Origin of the sequence: Brevundimonas sp. UBA7534 (assembly GCF_002479325.1) — a bacterium.
Taxonomy (GTDB): domain Bacteria; phylum Pseudomonadota; class Alphaproteobacteria; order Caulobacterales; family Caulobacteraceae; genus Brevundimonas.
On record NZ_DLMO01000066.1, the window covers coordinates 47,971 to 64,158 of the forward strand.

Consider the following 16,188-nt stretch of genomic DNA (forward strand, 5'->3'; position numbering starts at 1 on the left):
TCGCCGGCGCCGCCGCCGCCCAGGAAGCGCCGACCACGGTCGACGACATCATCGTCACCGCCCAGCTGCGCGAACAGAGCCTGCAGGACGTGCCCGTCGTGGTCACCTCCCTGTCGGAAGAGGCGCTGGAAAAGGCCGGCGTGCGCGACATCAAGGATCTGCAGATTCTGACGCCGGGCATGACCGTGACCTCGACCCAGTCCGAAGCCTCGACCACCGCCCGCATCCGCGGCGTCGGCACCGTGGGCGACAACCCCGGCCTGGAAAGTTCGGTCGGCGTGGTCATCGACGGCGTCTATCGCTCGCGCAACGGCGTGGGCTTCGGCGACCTGGGCGAACTCAGCCGCATCGAGGTTCTGAAGGGGCCGCAGGGCACCCTGTTCGGCAAGAACACCTCGGCCGGCGTCATCAACATCATCACCGCCCAGCCGTCCTTCAACCCCGGCTTCCAGGCCGAGGCGACCGCCGGCAACTACGGCGCCTGGGGCGTGGCCGGCTCGGTCACCGGGCCGATCACCGACACCGTGGCCGGCCGCCTGTACGCCGCGGCCAGACAGCGTGACGGCTTCTATGACGTGGACACCGGCGACGGTCCGCGCACCGCCACCGACGACCAGAACCAGGACTTCTGGACCGTGCGCGGCCAGCTGTTGATCCAGCCGTCCGAGAACGCCTCGGTGCGCCTGATCGCCGACTATTCCAAGCGCGACGAATACTGCTGCGTCGGCGTCGTCACCCGCTCCAGCCCGACCGCGGCCATCATCAACGCCCTGACGGCGCCCAACGGCCCCGGCACGGCGGCGCAAGGCGGGGGCGACGGCCGCGTGCCCTTCTCGCGCCTGGCCTACGCCAACCGCGACACCAACCAGGTCATGGAGGACATGGGCCTGTCGGCGGAAGCCAACATCGACATCCCGTCGTGGAACGCGCGCCTGACCTCGATCACCTCGTACCGCGACTGGTCGACCGTCAACGGCATGGACATCGACTACACCGGCGCCGACATCCTGTATCGCGAAGACGACGGCAGCTACGGTTACGACCTGACCAACCTGACCCAGGAGATCCGCCTGGCGGGCACCAGCGACAAGTTCGACTGGCTGGTCGGCGCCTTCGCCACCAAGGAAGACATCGGCCGTCAGGACAGCTTCTTCTTCGGCTCGGACTACAATCCCTTCCTGTCGCTGCTGCTGACCTCCAGCCTGGCGGCCCAGACGGGTGGGGCCGTGGCGCCCAGCGGCGCGCGGCTGGGGTGCTTCTCTGGCGATTACAGCCTGGTTCCGGCGGCGGCGCGGGCGCAGTATTTCCTGGGCTGTCTGACCGGCAACGCCCTGACGCCGCCGCTGCCCGGCGCGCCGGTGAACATCGTCGGCCAGGGCGTGGTCGACAACTACGCCCAGACCTCCCAGTCGTTCGCCCTGTTCACCAACAACACCTGGCGCGTGACCGATCAGTTCGAGCTGACGCTGGGCCTGCGCTACACCATGGACGACAAGCGCCTGCTGGGCTTGCAGGACAACGTCAACGGCAACGGCGCCTCGTGCGCGGCCGTGCTGGCCAATTCGTCGCTGATCGCCGGCGCCTTCGGCGGCCTGCTGGGCAGCTCGGCGGCCGGCGCGGCCGCGGCCAACGCCCTGATCGGCCCGCAGTGCCTGCCGTGGAACAACGTGCTCTACGACAACCGCGCCATCAGCGAGAGCCATGACGACAGCGAGGTCTCGGGCACCATCAAGGCGGCCTACCGGATCAACGACGGCGTGATGGTCTATGGCTCCTACGCCCGCGGCTATAAGGGCTTCGGCTACAACATGGACCGCGTGCAGACGGGCATCACCCCGGACGCCTCGCTGTTCTTCCCGGCCGAGACGGTGGACAGCTACGAGCTGGGCTTCAAGAGCTCGCTGTTCGACAAGTCGGTGCTGTTCAACGCCACCTACTTCAACCAGAAGTTCGAGGACTTCCAGCTCAACACCTTCCTGGGCACCGCCTTCGTGGTGGAATCCATCCCCGAGCTGAAGACCCAGGGCGTCGACGCCGACATGATGTGGTTCACGCCGGTGGAGGGCCTGACCCTGTCGGGCGGCCTGACCTACACCGACGCGGAGTACGGCGACTTCACCGCCGCCGACCTGACCAGCCCCGGCCGCTTCCCGCAGCTGTCGCTGCTGCCGGGCGCGCGTCCGTCCTTCGCGCCGGAATGGTCGGGTTCGGCCTCGGTCAACTTCGAGCGGTCGCTGGGCGGCGGCCTGCGCGGCGGCTTCGCCCTGTCGGCCAAGTACATGACCGAATACAACACCGGCTCGGACCTGATCCCGTTCAAGATGCAGGACGCCTTCACCGTCGTGAACGGCCGCATCTCGCTGGGGTCGGACGACGAGCGCTGGACCGTCGACGTCTGGGCCCAGAACCTGACCGACGAGGAATACGTCCAGGTCGCCTACAACTCGCCGCTCCAGGGCACGGCCTTCCAGTCCACGGTCCAGCCGAACGGCACCTATTACAACCAGGCGCTGGACACCCAGGGCATCAGCGCCTTCCTGGGCGCCCCGCGCACCTACGGCGTCACCCTGCGCGTCAAATACTGATCGCTCCACCTCAGGGCCGAACGACGAAGGGCCGACCGGAAAACCGGCCGGCCCTTTTTCATGGTCGCGTTACTGGCAGGGAGGCCGCTTCTGAAATCGACCCGTTGCGGACTTAGTCCGTGCGCCGAGCCCGTTCGGCTTGGACAGCGTGACGCCGCTTCAGGAAAAGCTTCAAAAGTAGCGGCGACAAGGGTGTGGCCAACCTGCTCGCTACGCGCGCCGCTTCCTTTTCAAGCTCAGCATCCGACAGGTCGGAGAGGCTCGACTCAGAGGGCACTCCACTGCGGTTTCGGGTCGAGCGAGCCATCCAGGCATTGATGCACAGCTGAGTTCTGCTTTCCACCCGTCGCGGACCTCCCGAAGGTCCGCGATGGGCGTCGGCCTCACTCCGCCAGTCTCGGCTGCTCCCGCTCCCCGTCCATCCGCCGTTGTCCCGCCGTCAGGCGACGCAGGTTGCGGCGGGCGAACTGGGCCATGTCGTCGACGATGGTGAAGATCGCCGGGATGTAGAGCAGCGACAGGAAGGTCGAGGAGATCAGCCCGCCCAGCACCGCGATCGCCATGGGCGAGCGGAACTCCACGTCGGCGCCCCAGCCGATGGCGATGGGCACCATGCCCGCGCCCATGGCGAAGGTGGTCATCAGGATCGGCCGCGCGCGCTTGTGGGCGGCGTCCATGATGGCGTCGAAGCGCTTCATCCCCTCCTGCTCGGCGATGATGACATAGTCGACCAGCAGGATGGAGTTCTTGGCCGCGATCCCCATCAGCATCAGCACCCCGATCAGGGCCGACATGGAGAAGCTGCGGTCGGCGATCACCAGGGCGATGAAGGCTCCGCCGATGGCCAGGGGCAGGGCGGCCATGATGGTGATCGGATAGGCGAAGCTTTTGAACAGCAGCGTCAGCACCGCATACATCAGCAGGATGCCCGAGACGAAGGCGATGGCGAAGCCGGTGATCATCTCCTGGATGAACTCGGCGTCGCCGGCCGGCACCTGGCGCACGCCGGCGGGCAGGTTCTGCACGGCGGGCAGCCGCTGCACCGCCTGGCCGGCCGCGCCGGTGGTGATGCCGTCCAGCTCGGCCGTGATCGAGGCGATGCGCGAGCGGTCCTGGCGGCTGACGGTCGCGGGGCCGGCGCCGAATTCGATATCGGCCACGGCGCTGAGCGGGACCGAGGTTCCCGACGCGGTCGGCACGCGCAGGTTCTCCAGCACGTTCAGATCCTCGCGCGCCTCTTCGGTCAGCTGCAGGCGGATCGGGATCTGGCGGTCGCCCAGATTGTACTTGGGCAGGTTCTGGTCGACGTCGCCGATGGTGGCGACCCGCACGGCCTGGGAGATGGACCCGGCCGAGACTCCGGCCAGGGCGGCCTCGTCCGGTCGCGGGGTGACCACGATCTCGGGGCGGGCGATGGCGGCGGTGTTGACCACATTGGCCAGGCCGGGGACGCCGCGCATCTGCTCCTCCACCGCGCGGGCGGCGGCTTCCAGCGTGTCGGGATTATCGCCCAGGATGGAGAAGGTGTAGCTGGTCCCGTCGCCGGGGCCGCCGCCCTGCTGGGCGATGCCGGCGCGGATGCGGGCGCCGGGGATCTGCTTCATCTGGTCGACCATGACGCGGGCGAAGGCCTGCTGGCTCAGCTCGCGGTCGCCCTTGGGCACCATGTCGGCATAGACGTTGGCCTGGTTCACGTCCTGTCCGCCGATGGCGGCATAGACCGAGGTGACCTCGGGCCGGGCCTCCAGCAGGTCCGTGACGCGCTGCACGATGGCGTCGGTCTCGCGCAGGGTGGTGCCCGGCGGGGTCTCGATCTGGAAGGCGGCGCGGCCTTCGTCGGCGGGCGACATGAATTCGAACGACATCTTGGACGCGATCGACAGGCCGATGGACCCCACCAGGAACAGGGCGCCCAGGATGAACACCTTCCAGCGATTGCCCAGCGACCAGCGCAGCGCCTTCAGATAGCCGCTCATCCAGAACGGGTCGCGGTCCTCGTGCTTGGTGTGCTTCAGCATATAGGCCGCCATCAGCGGCGTCAGCGTCCGCGCCACGACCAGCGAGAAGAAGACGCTGATGCAGGCCGCCAGGGCGAAGGCCTTGAAGAACTGGCCGATGATGCCGGGCATGAAACCGACCGGCGCGAACACGGCGATGATGGTCCCCGTCGTGGCCACGACCGCCAGGCCGATCTCGTCGGCGGCCTCGACGGCGGCGTCATAGGGGGGCTTTCCATCGCGCATATGGCGCACGATGTTCTCGATCTCGACGATGGCGTCGTCGACCAGGATGCCGATGGTCAGGGACAGCGCCAGCAGCGTCACCACGTTCAGCGACTGGTCCATCGGCGCCAGGATGGCGAAGGTCGGGATCAGCGACATCGGCATGGCGGTCGCGGCGATCAGGGTCGCGCGCCAGTCGCGCAGGAAGATCCACACCACGATCACGGCCAGCACGGCGCCCAGGATCAGCGCCTCCAGCGACGCCAGATAGCTCTCCTCGATATACTGGACGCTGGACGTCACCTGCTGGATGGTCAGGTTGGGATTGGCCTCGTCGATGCGGGCGACCTCGGCGCGGACGCGCTTGGCCAGATCGACCTCGCTGGCGGTGCGCGAGCGCAGGAAGTTGAAGGTCACCGCCTCCTGGCCGTCATAGCGGGCGATGCGGCGCGGCTCGCCCCACTTGTCCTCGACCTTGCCTAGGTCGTCCAGGCGCACGGTCCGCCCGTCGCCCAGCGGCACCAGGGTCTGGCGCAGTTGCTCCAGCGAGGTGGCGGCGCCCACGGTCCGCACGGCCCGCTCGGACCCGGCGACGGTGACGCGGCCGCCCGGCAGGTTGTTGTTGACGTTGACCAGGGCCTGGCTGACCTGGGCGGCGGTCACGCCATAGGCGGCCAGACGCTGGGGATCCAGCTCGACCCGCATCTCGCGGTCGACCCCGCCGGAGCGGTTGACCTCTCCGACCCCGCCCAGCGCCAGCAGCGAGCGGCTGACTTCGTTGTCGATGAACCAGCTGATCTGTTCCGGCGACATGGTGGGCGAGCGCACCACATAGGTGATCAGGGCGTCGCCGGTGATGTCGATGCGCTGGACGGTCGGCTCCTGCATGTCCTGGGGCAGGCTGGCGCGCACGCCGCTCATGGCGTTGCGCACGTCGTTGGTGGCGCGCTCGGTGTCGGTGCCCAGCTCGAACTCGATGGTCGTGGAGGACACGCCGTCCGAGACGTTGGAATAGATGTGGCGCACGCCCGACAGGCCGGCGATCGAATCCTCGATCAGGCGCGTGACCTGGACCTCCATCTCGGCCGGGGCCGCGCCCGGGCGGGCCGCGGTGACGGCCACGATCGGGAAGTCGATGTCGGGGTTGTTGTTGATCCGCATCCCGGCGAAGCCGGTGATCCCACCCAGCGTCAGCAGGATGAACAGCAGGATGATCGGGATGGGATTCTTGATCGCCCAGGACGAAATCTGGTTCATGGCCGGTCCTTACTTGCCGGCCGGCTGGGCGGGCGCCTGAGCGGACCTCTGGCCCGCGCCGGCCGCGGCCACGGTCACGTGGTCGCCGTCGTTCAGGAAGCCCGCGCCCTGGACCACCACGCGCGCGCCGGTCGGGACGCCGCTGACGGCGGTCTGCGCGTCGGTGCGCGACAGCACCTCGATCGGCTGGAAGCGGACCGTCGACCCGTCCGCGCTCAGCACGAAGACCCCCGCGCGGTTGTTGCGATACAGCACCGAGGCGGTCGGAACCGTCGTCGCCGGCTGGTCGCCCACGGCGATGCTGGCGCGGGCGAACATGCCCGGCTTCAGCTGACTGCCCGGCGCCAGCGAGATGCGGGCCACGCCCAGGCGCGTCTCGGCGTTCACCTCTGGCGTCACTATGCGCACCGTGCCGGTGGTCGATCCCGCCTCGCTGGAAGTGATCGCGGCCGACTGACCGGCGCGGATCAGCGGCAGCTCGGTCTCGGGCACCTGGGCGTCCAGTTCCAGGCGGCCGTCGCGCACCATGCGGAACAGCTCCGTCCCGGCCTGGATGATCTGGCCCTTGGTGACGCTGCGGCTGATGATCTGCCCGCTGACGGGCGCGCGGATGGTGGCCTGGCTCAGCTGGGTGCGGGTCTGCGACAGGGTGGCGCGGGCGGCGGCCAGGTTGGCGGCCGAGGAGCGCTGGTTGGCCAGGGCCGTGTCCAGCGACGCCTGCGACAGGAAGCCGCGTTCCTTCAGCTCCTGGGCGCGGTCCAGGGCGGCGTCGTCGCGCGCTGCGTTCGCCTCGGCCAGCTGGACCTGGGCCTGCTGCTGCTGCAGCTGCGCGCGCAGCAGCACGTCGTTCATCTGCACCAGGGGCTGACCCTGGCGGACATAGGAGCCCTCGTCGACATAGAGGGCGGTCGCCGTCAGGCCGCCGGTCTCGGCCGCGACGGGCACCTCTTCCCAGGCGGACACGGTGCCCGAGGCGCTGACCTTGCGGTCCAGGTTCGTCTGGCTGACCGTCGCCACGGTCACGGTCTGGCGCGAGGCGCCGGCCTTTTCGGAGGCCTTTTCGTCACCGTGGCCGCCGCAGGCCGAAAGAAGCATCACGCCGAAGGCCGCGGTCGCGGCCAAGGTCGAACGAGAGAGGGTGAACACGGAAACGGTCCTTGCGTCTGCGGTCCCTGAGACCAGGCGGGGGAGGCGACTGTGCGGTTTCGTCCCATACCGCGTCCGGGAAGTCCGCTCAAACGCCCACAGCTTTCATTGCAAAGGCTTAATGTGGCGCAGTGAAGGTTGCGAAAGGCCGCCGCGGTCCCCGCCGCTTGGTCCCGGCCCGCGCGCGTGATAGGGGCGCGCGCATGACCACGCCGCCCATCGACCGCATCCGGAACTTCTCCATCGTCGCCCACATCGACCATGGGAAATCCACCCTCTCCGACCGCCTGATCCAGGCCACCGGCGGCCTGTCCCAGCGCGAGATGTCCGAGCAGGTGCTGGACAACATGGAGATCGAGCAGGAGCGGGGCATCACCATCAAGGCCCAGACCGTGCGCCTGAACTACAAGGCGCGCGACGGGCAGGACTATGTGCTGAACCTGATGGACACCCCGGGCCACGTCGACTTCGCCTATGAGGTCAGCCGGTCCCTGGCCGCCTGCGAGGGCTCGATCCTGGTGGTGGACGCCTCGCAGGGGGTGGAGGCCCAGACCCTGGCCAACGTCTATCAGGCCATCGACAACAACCACGAGATCGTGCCGGTCCTGAACAAGATCGACCTGCCCGCCGCCGAGCCGGACCGGGTCAAGGCCCAGATCGAGGACGTCATCGGCATCGACGCCTCCGACGCCGTCCTGGCCAGCGCCAAGTCGGGTCTGGGCATCGAGGACGTGCTGGAGGCCGTGGTCGCCCGCCTGCCGGCGCCCAAGGGCGACGCCAATGCGCCGTTGAAGGCCATGCTGGTCGACGCCTGGTACGACCCCTACCTCGGCGTCGTGGTTCTGGTGCGGGTGTTCGACGGCGTGCTGAAGACCGGCATGCGGGTCAAGATGATGCGCAACGGCTCGACCCACCTGATCGACCGGGTCGGCGTCTTCCTGCCCAAGAACACGCCGGTCGATCAGCTCGGCCCCGGCGAGGTCGGCTTCATCACCGCCCAGATCAAGGAAGTGGCCCACGCCGCCGTCGGCGACACCATCACCGACGAGAAGAAGCCGACCGCCGAGCCACTGAAGGGCTTCAAGGAAGTCCAGTCGGTGGTCTTCTGCGGCCTGTTCCCGGTCGACGCCGCCGACTTCGAGGACCTGCGCGCCGCCATCGGCAAGCTGCGCCTGAACGACGCCTCCTTCACCTATGAGATGGAGTCCTCGGCCGCCCTGGGCTTCGGCTTCCGCTGCGGCTTCCTGGGTCTGCTGCACCTGGAGATCATCCAGGAGCGCCTCAGCCGCGAGTTCAATCTGGACCTGATCGCGACGGCCCCCTCGGTCGTCTACAAGATCAAGCAGCGCGACGGGACCGAGATCGACCTGCACAACCCGGCCGACCTGCCCGACGTGATGCAGATCGAGTCCATCGCCGAACCCTGGATCAAGGCCACCATCCTGACGCCCGACGAATATCTGGGCGGGGTCATCAAGCTGTGCCAGGACCGGCGCGGCATCCAGTCGGAACTGTCCTACGTCGGCAGCCGGGCGATGGTGGTCTATGAGCTGCCGCTGAACGAGGTGGTATTCGACTTCTACGACCGGCTGAAGTCGATCTCGAAGGGCTACGCCTCCTTCGACTACGAACTGACCGACTATCGCGAGGGCGACCTGGTCAAGATGTCGATCCTGGTCAACGCCGAGCCGGTGGACGCCCTGTCCATGCTGGTCCACCGCGCCCGGGCCGAGACGCGCGGCCGCGGCATGGTCGAGAAGATGAAGGAGCTGATCCCGCCGCATCTGTTCCAGATCCCGATCCAGGCGGCCATCGGCGGCAAGATCATCGCGCGGGAGACGGTGCGCGCGCTGCGGAAGGACGTGACGTCCAAATGCTACGGCGGCGACGCCACCCGCAAGAAGAAGCTCCTGGAAAAGCAGAAGGCCGGCAAGAAGCGGATGCGCCAGTTCGGCAAGGTCGAGATCCCGCAGGAAGCCTTCATCGCCGCCCTGAAGATGGACGAGGACTGACACCCTCTTCGAGAAGCGCGGGGGCCGGCGCCCCCGCCTCATCCTTCGTCACTTGCGCGCGTCGGCCAGCAGCTGCTCCACGTGTTCGAAGGTCTCGACCACGTCCGCCTCGGGCGCCTTGTCCAGCTTGCTGACGACCACGATGGCCAGCAGGCTCAGCAGGAAGCCGGGGACCATTTCGTAGAGAACGCTGCTCAGCGTCGCGCCACCCGGCAGCACCGGGGCGTAGATCCAGAACAGCACCGTCGCCGCGCCGACGATCATCCCCGCCAGGGCGCCGTTGCGGGTCATCCGCTTCCACGTCAGCGACAGGATCACCAGCGGCCCGAAGGCGGCCCCGAACCCGGCCCAGGCCTGGGACACCAGGCTCAGCACATTGCTGTTGGGATTGTAGGCCAGTCCGATCGCCGCCAGCGACACGGCCAGAACCGCCAGCCGCCCGACCGTCACCAGCTCCTTCTGCGGCGCGTTCCTGCGCAGGAAGACGGCGTAGAAGTCCTCGACCAGCGAACTGGACGACACCAGCAACTGCGATGAGATGGTGCTCATAATCGCCGCCAGGATGGCCGCCAGCAGGAAGCCGGTGATCAGCGGGTGGAACAGCACGTCGCCCAGCACGATGAAGATCGTCTCCGGGTCCGCTATCTCCAGTCCCGTGCGCGTGGCGTAGGCCAGGCCGGCCAGGCCCGTGCCCAGCGCGCCGAGCACCGTCACCGCCATCCAGCCCATGCCGATGTTGCGCATCTTGGGCACGTCGCGCACCGAGCGCACGGCCATGAAGCGCACGATGATGTGCGGCTGTCCGAAATAGCCCAGCCCCCAGGCCAGGGCCGAGATCGCGCCGATCACCGTCACGCCCCGGAACAGGTCCAGCAGGCCGGGATCGATCCCGCGCACGGTTTCGGTCATGCCGCCCAGGCCGCCGATGTGGCTCAGCGCCACGACCGGCACCAGCACCAGGGCCACGAACATGATGCACCCCTGGACGAAGTCGGTCAGGCTGACGGCCATGAAGCCGCCGATCATCGTATAGGCCAGCACCACCCCGGCGGTCAGCCACAGGCCCCAGCCGTAGTCCAGGCCGAACGCGCTCTGGAACAGCTTGCCCCCCGCCACCATGCCCGACGAGGTGTACAGGGTGAAGAACACCACGATCACCACCGCCGACACGATCCGCAGCAGCCGCGACCGGTCGTTGAACCGCTTGCCGAAATAGTCGGGAATGGTCAGGGCGTCCTGCGCCGCCTCGGTATAGACCCGCAGCCGCGGCGCCACGATCAGATAGTTGGCCAGGGCGCCGGCGAACAGGCCGATGGCGATCCACGCCGACGACAGGCCCGACACATACATGGCGCCGGGCAGGCCCATCAGCATCCAGCCGCTCATGTCCGAGGCGCCGGCCGACAGCGCCGACACCGTCGGCCCCAGCCTGCGTCCGCCCAGGACATAGCCGGACACGTCGTCGGTGCTGGTGCGGAACGAATAGACGCCGATGCCCAGCATCAGCGCAAAATACAGTCCGAGGGTGATGTAGGTTCCGATTTCCATGCCTTGGGGTAGCAAGCGAAATCCCCCGCCGACAACCCTTTGCGGCCAAATCGGGGCAGGGCGCCCCCGGCCTCAGGGCGCCGCCACCCCCTCGGGCAGGCCCAGTTCCTCGCTCAGTTCCGCCGGATGCAGCCGCGCCATCTCCTGGTCCAGCACGTCCAGCGGCTTCAGCGAGCCGTCCGTCCGCCAGAAGACCTCGGCCCACGGATGCCCGGCCTCGATCGCCCGCGCCCGGTCCCGCGCGGCGGCCTCGGGCCCCAGGTGCTCGGCCCGCCAGTGGTACAGCCACGGAATGTGCCAGTGCGGCGCCCGGTTCAGCCGCTCGTCCCGCATCGCCTCCACCAGGCATTCGGCCAGGTCCCGCGCATCGCGCAGCCGCTGGTCGAAGGCCTGGCGCTGGGCCTCCGCGTGACGCGCCCAGCCCTCGATCGGTTCGGGCGTCGGGTCCTCGGGCCGCAGCCGGCGCCAGCCCTCCGACGCCCGCCGCCGCCACAGATTGGCCAGCCCCACGTCATAGCGCCGGGCCAGGGAGGCGGCCGTCTCGCCCCGCTCCCACCCCCGCCGCACCTCGGCCCAGGTCTGGGGCGAGCGGATCTTGGCCCGTGAAGAATAGGTTCCCGGATAGGTCATGACCCCACGCTGCCACGCCCCTGCGTCAGGATCGGTCGCTCGCCGCCACGACGCCCGAATTGCGCGCGCCGGCGCCCGCCAGCCCCCGCTCCGCCTCATGCGATTCCAAGGGCTTGCCCTCGGAAATCGGCGTTCGGCGCGCCTGGGTTTCGGCCCGGTCGATAATGGGCGGATGGAAAACACACGCCCCTACGCCCGTCGCCCCGCCGCCCTCTGGTCCCAGGCCCGCCGCGCCTTTCAGGCCGGCATGTCCGTCGCCGATGTCGCCGCCGCCTATGGCCTCACCGTCTCGGCCGTGCGCGGCCGCATCGGACGCGAGGGCTGGTCCCGCGACCGGCCCGCCCCCGACGCCGCCGGTCCTGACGGCGCCCCCGACGCCGGTTCCCCCGACCCAGGTTCCCCCGACGCCGTTTCCGACGCCGCCTTTCCGGTCGAGCCCGACGCCGACCCCGCCGACCTGGCCCGCGCGGCGACCCAGGCCTCGGGCCGGGCCATGCGCGACGGCGACTGGAGCCGCGCCCACGCCCTGGCCGGCCTGGCCGAGCGCTATCGCAAGCTGGCCGGCCGCGACGACGCCCGCCGCAACGCCCTGACCCCCGACACCGCCCCGCTGCAGCTGGTGGTCGACATCCTGATGGACGACGACCTGCCCAACCGCCGCCTGGCCCGCGACCCGGACAAGGACCCCGACCCCGTCGCCATCCCCTATCACCGCCGGCGCCAGCGCCTGTCGCGCCTGAACGAGGAGTTCCACCACGCCCAGGTCAGCCGCCGCTGCGCCTGCGACCGCCGCATCGACGCGCTGGAGGCCCACCTGACCGCCGCCGGCCTGACCCCCGTGGAGGAAGACGACCGCGCCCGCCGCATCCGTCTGGGCCAGGACATGCATCTGGCCTCGGGCAAGGTCGTCCCGACGGAGGACTGGGAGCGGTCGCTGGACGACGACGGGTGAGGAGGCGGACCTCGCCACCCTGGACGACTTCCTCGAGGAGGACGGTATCCGCGAGGAAGTCGCCCTGTGCCCGGTCAAGAGCGTGATCACCCTCCAGCTCCAGCAGGCGATGAAGGCCCAGGGCCTGACCCGCGCCGCCATGGCCGCCGAAATGGAGACCAGCCGCGCTCAGCTGAACCGGGTGCTGGACCCGGAGGCGTCGAACGTGACGCTGGACACCCTCAGCCGCGCGGCGCACGTGCTGGGGCGGGCGTTGAAGGTGGAGCTGGTTTAAGCCGATCGCCATCGCTACCTCTGGTCCCAGCCCCGCCGGACTTGGTCCGGGCGTCTTCGTTCCGGTCCTTAATGGCGCTCCAGCGCGGTATGCGGGGGAGACTATCGGCGCGGTGCGTCGGGAGCGGACGTGGGAGCTGCCTCGCATTTATCCTTCATCGATGTATAAGACAGAGTAGAATGCTGGATTGATCTCATACCGGACAGCGTCAGAGAACTTTCTGATTTCCGCATGTATTAAGTTCATGTCATATCCAACATCGTATATGTATTTCGTAGACCGTCCTCGTCTAATCCCTAAGAACCCGAAATACAAAAGCCTATCAATGATCGTTTCTCTATCAAGATCATGATACTTTTCTTGAAAGAGAGCGCCCTCTAGATCGCATCTAGATAGAACGGATTTTTCACCGATTAAATTGTAGAGAATACCTTCTGCGCTTGGAGCGATATCGGTAAGCTCCCGATCTGCTTCGATGAGAAGATTCCTAGAAAATCTCTCAACGCCTTTCTTAACGTCACTGTCTTGGATCGTCTTGTGACCTAAGTTGATCGCTGAAGCGCGAGACTCGTAGATCATCTTGATGACATTGCGGGGGCGACGAAGCGATCTATCGAGAATGTAGTCGGAAGATTCGACGCCATCAACATATGGAACGAAGTAGCGACGCCACAGTCCATTGAAATCTTGAGCTTCATCGGACCTGTTCATAATCATTCTAAGGCGAATAACTTCCTTGATCTGATCAGGATCTGTCCAGTCTAACTGAGCCGACAGGTCCTTACCGAAGTCGGCAGTTCTGCGCATTAGTATCTGGTAAACATCATTTCGCAAGAAAACTATTGAAGAAAAGTCGATATCATTCTGCCGCAAATCTCGCTGAACTTTACGAGCAGCATCTATAAGACACCTAATTACAAGTATGTCATCATTGGTAAGTCCACTTTCTGGCCAGCCGCGATCTAAGTTGTCGAATAGGATAACTGCGGATTTTTTAAGCCTCAGGTATTCTACTACATCCGATCGGACGTCCTTGATGTCCGTCTTGTAGAGCATCTCCGTCAAAGATGCTGTTGAGAAGGTGACTCCGTCCGATGCGCTGTATCGTGACCTATACTCCTGGACAATGTGTTCGGAAACCATAAGAAGACGCTCGGAAAAATCGGCTTCTTCGAATTTAAGTTGATCGCCATAGCGAGATCTAATTCGCGTGTAGATTTTATGTATATCAGCATCCGCCATGTGGCGTTGCCGGTCTCCCTCGATCAATTTATTGCATATCTCAATATACAGTATAAATTCCCAGAACGCCATTATCAGATGATTCTTGGCTCCAGCGGTCAATTTCTCAAACACTTCTTCTCTCAGGCGGATGAGCTGATATCCTTCCGGCCGTAGATCGACGATCACGTTCGACCGATCGCGACGCTTGCGATTCCTCAGATGACCAAAGATGGCAGTCTTACCTGTACCTTTACGCCCCACGACGAGGTTCACTTCTCCCCGCTCGGCCTTAAGATATTGATCAGTATTGTGAAAATAATGATCAAGCCCCTCAAACTCGTTTTCAGCCGTTGAGTCGCCTATATTCAGCGCCTCAAGGGATCCAGCCTCTCTAGCAGGCGAACCAACAAAGTTATCCGTTGCGTCTGTAACGGAAATGGCGAAGGCTTGGACCAGTGAGCTGATATCATCAGGGTGCTTGATAGTTGACACAAGGTCTCTGACATCCAAGGGGGCGGGGCCCCCGAAGTGTTGGACTAAGCTCAGCGGGATGCCTGCGCCGAGAGCGAGACCGGCCACGAATGCTCCTCGCAGGTTGTGCACCTCGGCGTCCTCGTATGCCTCATCGAGGATCGGGATCATTACACCGAAAGATTCTGACACGTGACGAATGGCGTCGGTAGCTGAAAGTCTGACGTCCTCGTTAGGGTTGAAGCTCCGGTAGCGTATACGCGTCTTCTTTACCCGAGATACCAACTTCGTGATAAGTTCATCCCGAATTGGAGGCTCTACGATGTAGACGGGCGACTTCGAGTCTTTAACGCTGGGGAAGTTGATCGTCTTAGGGCTAACGTCAGATTCTAATATTGCAATAATGTCACTCGTTGTTTCGTATTGGACGTAACCTAACGTATCGAAGACGCCGACCCGGTCCGAACGACCGTCCCTAACAGTGCCTATGTGCTTTGTAAGAAGGAGCTTTTTTCCGTTAGCGATCGCAAAGCCGACTTCAAACGTAACATTGAAGTTGAGCCTCGTAATGTCCGCCACAACAACATCGGACTTGAGGATGTTTTCAAATATCGGATCTGTCAGCGGTAAGCCGCAGATGTCATTGGAAACCCAGGTCTGGACTTCGAGCCCCCCGATAGGCAGTGATTTGACTGCCCCCTCGATCAGTTGGCCGACCACCGCTGGTTTCGATGGATACGCGAAAAAGGCCTTCAAAGTGTTCCCCCGTGGATAGTCGCTGCAACCCCACTGTGCAGCTTGAAGTCGATTTTTGTAACAAATTCTGGGTACGATTGAGCAGGCCCGTCCGGAGTCGCCCTACCGCCCCTTCCTGAACGCCTCCGCCTTCTCCGCCGCCGCCTGGGCGCGCCACTTCTTCGGCGCGGACCTGTCCACCTCTTCCCCCGCGCCGGTCAGGGCTTCGTTGGCGAACTCCAGGTCCATCAGCTTCATGCGCTTGATCTCGTCGCGCAGGCGGGCGGCTTCCTCGAACTCCAGGTTGCTGGCGGCCTCGCGCATGCGGCCTTCCAGGTCCTTCAGCGCGGCCTGGAAGTTGGAGCCGACGAAGGGCTTGGCCTGTTCGGCCACGCCGGGGCGGGTCAGGCGGTCGATGTCGCGGGACTCATAGGGGCTTTCCAGGATCTCCTTGATGTCGCGCTTGACGCTCTCGGGCGTGATGCCGTGTTCGGCGTTGTAGGCCTGCTGCTTCTCGCGGCGCCGGTCGGTCTCGGAGATGGCGCGTTCCATGCTGCCGGTCATGCGGTCGGCGTACAGGATCACGCGGCCGTCCACGTTGCGGGCGGCGCGGCCGATGGTCTGGATCAGGCTGGTCTCGGAGCGCAGGAAGCCCTCCTTGTCCGCGTCCAGGATGGCGACCAGGCCGCATTCGGGGATGTCCAGCCCCTCGCGCAGCAGGTTGATGCCGATCAGGCAGTCGAACGTCCCCAGCCGCAGGTCGCGCAGGATCTCGATCCGCTCCAGCGTGTCGACGTCGGAGTGCATGTAGCGGACGCGCACCCCCTGTTCGTGCATGTATTCGGTCAGGTCCTCGGCCATCTTCTTGGTCAGGGTGGTGACCAGGCTGCGGTAGCCGCGCGCCGTGGTGGCCTTGACCTCGTCGATGACGTCGTCGACCTGGTTGCGGGTGGTCCCCGAGACCGGGCGGATCTCGACCGGCGGGTCGATCAGGCCGGTGGGGCGGATGACCTGCTCGACGAAGACGCCGCCGGACCGCTCCATCTCCCACGGGCCGGGTGTGGCGCTGACGTGCACCGTCTGGGGCCGCATGGCGTCCCATTCCTCGAACTTCAGCGGGCGGTTGTCGATG

Annotated in this window: 10 protein-coding genes; 4 read left to right on the top strand and 6 right to left on the bottom strand. The window is 65.8% G+C overall.

All coding sequences use genetic code 11. The features are described 5' to 3' along the window. The coding region (locus B2U11_RS05095) for a TonB-dependent receptor (RefSeq protein ID WP_292070360.1) at nucleotides 1–2,585 on the top strand (2,585 nt) is incomplete at its 5' end. Between the two features lie 383 nt (nucleotides 2,586–2,968). Here the strand turns inward: B2U11_RS05095 and B2U11_RS05100 are convergent. Then, entirely contained in the window at nucleotides 2,969–6,064 is a 3,096-nt protein-coding gene (locus B2U11_RS05100) for an efflux RND transporter permease subunit (protein ID WP_292070361.1), read from the bottom strand. Between the two features lie 9 nt (nucleotides 6,065–6,073). After that, the gene (locus B2U11_RS05105) at nucleotides 6,074–7,210 is read right to left on the bottom strand and encodes an efflux RND transporter periplasmic adaptor subunit (RefSeq protein ID WP_292070362.1); all 1,137 of its coding nucleotides are present in this window, start codon (nucleotides 7,208–7,210) and stop codon (nucleotides 6,074–6,076) included. A gap of 203 nt (nucleotides 7,211–7,413) precedes the next feature. On the opposite strand from B2U11_RS05105, the gene lepA reads away from it, so the two are divergent. Further along, nucleotides 7,414–9,222, top strand: a complete 1,809-nt coding sequence (gene lepA, locus B2U11_RS05110; RefSeq protein WP_292070363.1) for a translation elongation factor 4 — start codon at nucleotides 7,414–7,416, stop codon at nucleotides 9,220–9,222. A 48-nt stretch (nucleotides 9,223–9,270) separates the two neighbouring features. Here lepA and putP read toward each other — a convergent pair whose 3' ends face one another. Together putP and B2U11_RS05120 are read right to left on the bottom strand one after the other, a co-directional pair. Next, nucleotides 9,271–10,785, bottom strand: coding sequence for a sodium/proline symporter PutP (gene putP, locus B2U11_RS05115; RefSeq protein ID WP_292070364.1), 1,515 nt, complete (start codon nucleotides 10,783–10,785; stop codon nucleotides 9,271–9,273). Between the two features lie 57 nt (nucleotides 10,786–10,842). After that, nucleotides 10,843–11,400, bottom strand: coding sequence for a hypothetical protein (locus B2U11_RS05120; protein ID WP_292070365.1), 558 nt, complete (start codon nucleotides 11,398–11,400; stop codon nucleotides 10,843–10,845). Between the two features lie 172 nt (nucleotides 11,401–11,572). On the opposite strand from B2U11_RS05120, the gene B2U11_RS05125 reads away from it, so the two are divergent. Both B2U11_RS05125 and B2U11_RS05130 read left to right on the top strand, forming a co-directional pair. Next, complete coding sequence (locus B2U11_RS05125; RefSeq protein WP_292070366.1) at nucleotides 11,573–12,352, top strand: hypothetical protein; 780 nt, start codon at nucleotides 11,573–11,575, stop codon at nucleotides 12,350–12,352. Nucleotides 12,353–12,434: 82 nt separating this feature from the next. Continuing rightward, nucleotides 12,435–12,626, top strand: a complete 192-nt coding sequence (locus B2U11_RS05130) for a helix-turn-helix domain-containing protein (protein ID WP_292070367.1) — start codon at nucleotides 12,435–12,437, stop codon at nucleotides 12,624–12,626. A 147-nt stretch (nucleotides 12,627–12,773) separates the two neighbouring features. Here B2U11_RS05130 and B2U11_RS05135 read toward each other — a convergent pair whose 3' ends face one another. Together B2U11_RS05135 and B2U11_RS05140 are read right to left on the bottom strand one after the other, a co-directional pair. After that, nucleotides 12,774–15,041: a P-loop ATPase, Sll1717 family gene (locus B2U11_RS05135; protein ID WP_292070368.1), complete on the bottom strand. Its 2,268-nt coding sequence runs from the start codon at nucleotides 15,039–15,041 to the stop codon at nucleotides 12,774–12,776. A gap of 138 nt (nucleotides 15,042–15,179) precedes the next feature. Beyond that, nucleotides 15,180–16,188, bottom strand: a 1,009-nt coding sequence (locus B2U11_RS05140) for a helicase-related protein (protein WP_292070369.1), incomplete at its 5' end; no start/stop codon positions are given.

What these genes read in the sequence shown, in the direction of transcription:
- B2U11_RS05100 (WP_292070361.1), bottom strand. Translation starts at nt 6,064, where the DNA reads ATGAACCAGATTTCGTCCTGGGCGATCAAGAATCCCATCCCGATCATC.
- lepA (WP_292070363.1), top strand. Translation starts at nt 7,414, where the DNA reads ATGACCACGCCGCCCATCGACCGCATCCGGAACTTCTCCATCGTCGCC.
- B2U11_RS05120 (WP_292070365.1), bottom strand. Translation starts at nt 11,400, where the DNA reads ATGACCTATCCGGGAACCTATTCTTCACGGGCCAAGATCCGCTCGCCC.
- B2U11_RS05125 (WP_292070366.1), top strand. Translation starts at nt 11,573, where the DNA reads ATGGAAAACACACGCCCCTACGCCCGTCGCCCCGCCGCCCTCTGGTCC.